This is a genomic window from Rhizobacter sp. P3_B12, assembly GCF_056402895.1.
This window is the reverse complement of record NZ_JBFUGN010000960.1, coordinates 1-2,335: the sequence shown is the minus strand read 5'-3', so window position 1 is coordinate 2,335 and position 2,335 is coordinate 1. Positions and strand designations below refer to the sequence as shown.

Genomic DNA, 2,335 nt, shown 5'->3' with positions numbered 1-2,335 from the left:
GCACTGCTGCGGCCGGAGCCGCCGCCGGCGGCGCGCCCGGCAGGGCCGTCATGCGCGCCGCGGCGCGGGCCACCACGTCGGCCTTCGCCGCCTCCTGCCAGGCCTTCTCGACCCACGCGAGGATCGGCTTCCATTGCGCCAGGTCGGCCTCGACCTTGGCGGGCGGCAGGTCGAACAGCGTCGCGCCCTGCTCGACGCAGCGCACGTAGGCCTGTGTCTCGCGCAACGCGCCGAGGTACGGGAAATTCGCCTGCGCCGCCCACTCCACCATCTGCTCGGCGGCCTTGGTGCGCGCATCGAGCCGCATGCCGACCATCGCCACCTTGCAGCGGCCGCTGGCCACGCGCGGCAGCGTGCGCAGTTCTTCGTAGCAGGCAGCCGCGGATTCGCGGTCGAAGAGCGAATGGCACACCGGCATCACGATCATGTCGGCATACATCACGACCCGCGCCAGCTCGCTGTCGCGCAGGCCGCCGGGGGTGTCGATCACGACGTGGCTGATGCCGCTGGGCGGGCGCAGCACGCTGCGCGGGTCGACGGCCCAACCGACCACCGGGGCGCCCTGGGCCACCGGCTGCTCGGTGCGGCGCTTCAGCCACGCGAGCGACGACTGCTGCCGGTCGACATCGCCGAGCATCACCTTCAGCCCTTGGCGGGCGCAATAGCCGGCAAGGTGGGTTGCCAGCGTGCTCTTGCCACTGCCTCCCTTGCGATTGATGACGGCTACCACACGCATGGACGATGAAACCCGGGGTCCTGCCAGAACGGCACCCGATTACATCACCGAAGCGCTCGCGCCGGGCTCCGTACAAGCCACCTTTCACCGTGCTCACGTTTGGATACCGGCACCATGACCGGTTTTTCAGTGGACGGCGGTGCGGACCAGCGCCTCGCCATCCGGCAGGAAGGCATGCAGCTGCGTCACCGGCAGCTCGAAGCTGACGGTGTCGCCGAGCTTCAGTGACTCGTCGGTCACCTTGGCCAGCAGCGGCGGCTCGGTGTCATGCCAGGTGACATAGGCGTAACTGAACTCGCCCAGGTGCTCCAGGTGGGTGATCTGGCCGCGGCCCTCTCCGTGACCGTCACCGTGGCCCAGCTGCACGTGCTCCGGGCGCACGCCCAGCGTCAGGTCGCTGCCGGCGGTGACCCGCGCCGCGTCGACCGCGGCGGCGCCGGCCAGCCCGTTCGGCAGCCGCCAGGCGAGCCGGGCCGCATCGCCCGAGACCGCCACCGCCGGCAGGAAGTTCATGGCCGGCGAGCCGATGAAGCCGGCGACGAAGCGGTTCTGCGGCCGGTGGTACAGGTCGAGCGGGCGGCCGATCTGGGCGACGCTCAGCTGCCCCTTGGCCGCGGCATCGGGGCGCAGCAGCACGATCTTGTCGGCCAGCGTCATCGCCTCGACCTGGTCGTGCGTCACGTAGACCATGCTGACGTTGCCGAGCTTGCGGTGCAGCCGCGCGATCTCGACGCGGGTGTTGATGCGCAGCGCCGCGTCGAGGTTGGACAGCGGCTCGTCGAACAGGAACACCTTCGGCTGGCGCACGATCGCGCGGCCGATCGCGACGCGCTGGCGCTGGCCGCCGGACAGCTGCCGCGGCTTGCGCTCGAGCAGCGCTTCGAGCTTCAGCATCGCGGCTGCCTCGGCGACGCGGCGCTCGATCTCGGCCTCGGGCATCTTGTGGTGGCGCAACCCGAAGGCCATGTTCTCGTGCACCGACATGTGCGGGTACAGCGCATAGCTCTGGAACACCATCGCGACGTTGCGCTGCGCCGGCGGCAGCTCGTTGACGACGCGGCCGTCGATCACGATCTCGCCGCCGCTCACGTCGTCGAGCCCGGCGATCAGSYKCAGCAGCGTCGACTTGCCGCAGCCCGACGGGCCGATGAAGACGCAGAACTCGCCGGGGGCGATGGTCAGGTCGACATCGTTGAGGATCGCGACGTTGGCGAAGCTCTTGCGGACCTTGCGGAGTTGGATCTGGGACATGGGGATTCCTTCAAGTCATGACCGGGCGAACACGGCTTCCTGCGGCTCCAGCACGATCTCGGCGCCATCGATGCGGCCGCCGAAGCCGTGGCCGTCGATCGCCGTCCAACTGCCGGGCAGCCCGTGCGCCATGTGCGCCGGCCGGTCCGACAGGTTGAACGCGCACAGCAGCTGCCCGGCCCCGTCGCCGCGCGTGAACGCGACCACCTGGTCATGCGCCGGCAGCAGCGCCATCGCGCCCTGGCGCAGCGCGGGCTGCGTCGCGCGCCAGTTCAGGAAGCTGCGATAGCGGTTCAGCGCCGACCCCGGCTGCGGCGCCTGCGCATCGACCGCGCGCTGGCGCTGGCC

3 protein-coding genes are annotated in these 2,335 nt (G+C 70.6%); all 3 read right to left on the bottom strand.

Annotation, left to right across the window (positions count from 1 at the left end):
• Nucleotides 1-736, bottom strand: a 736-nt coding sequence (locus AC1D01_RS30710) for a ParA family protein (protein WP_477873187.1), incomplete at its 3' end; no start/stop codon positions are given.
• A 126-nt stretch (nt 737-862) separates the two neighbouring features.
• Complete coding sequence (locus tag AC1D01_RS30705; RefSeq protein ID WP_477873185.1) at nt 863-1,987, bottom strand: ABC transporter ATP-binding protein; 1,125 nt, start codon at nt 1,985-1,987, stop codon at nt 863-865.
• 15 nt (nt 1,988-2,002) lie between these two features.
• A partial coding sequence (locus tag AC1D01_RS30700; protein ID WP_477873183.1) for an alpha amylase C-terminal domain-containing protein occupies nt 2,003-2,335 on the bottom strand: 333 nt, incomplete at its 5' end.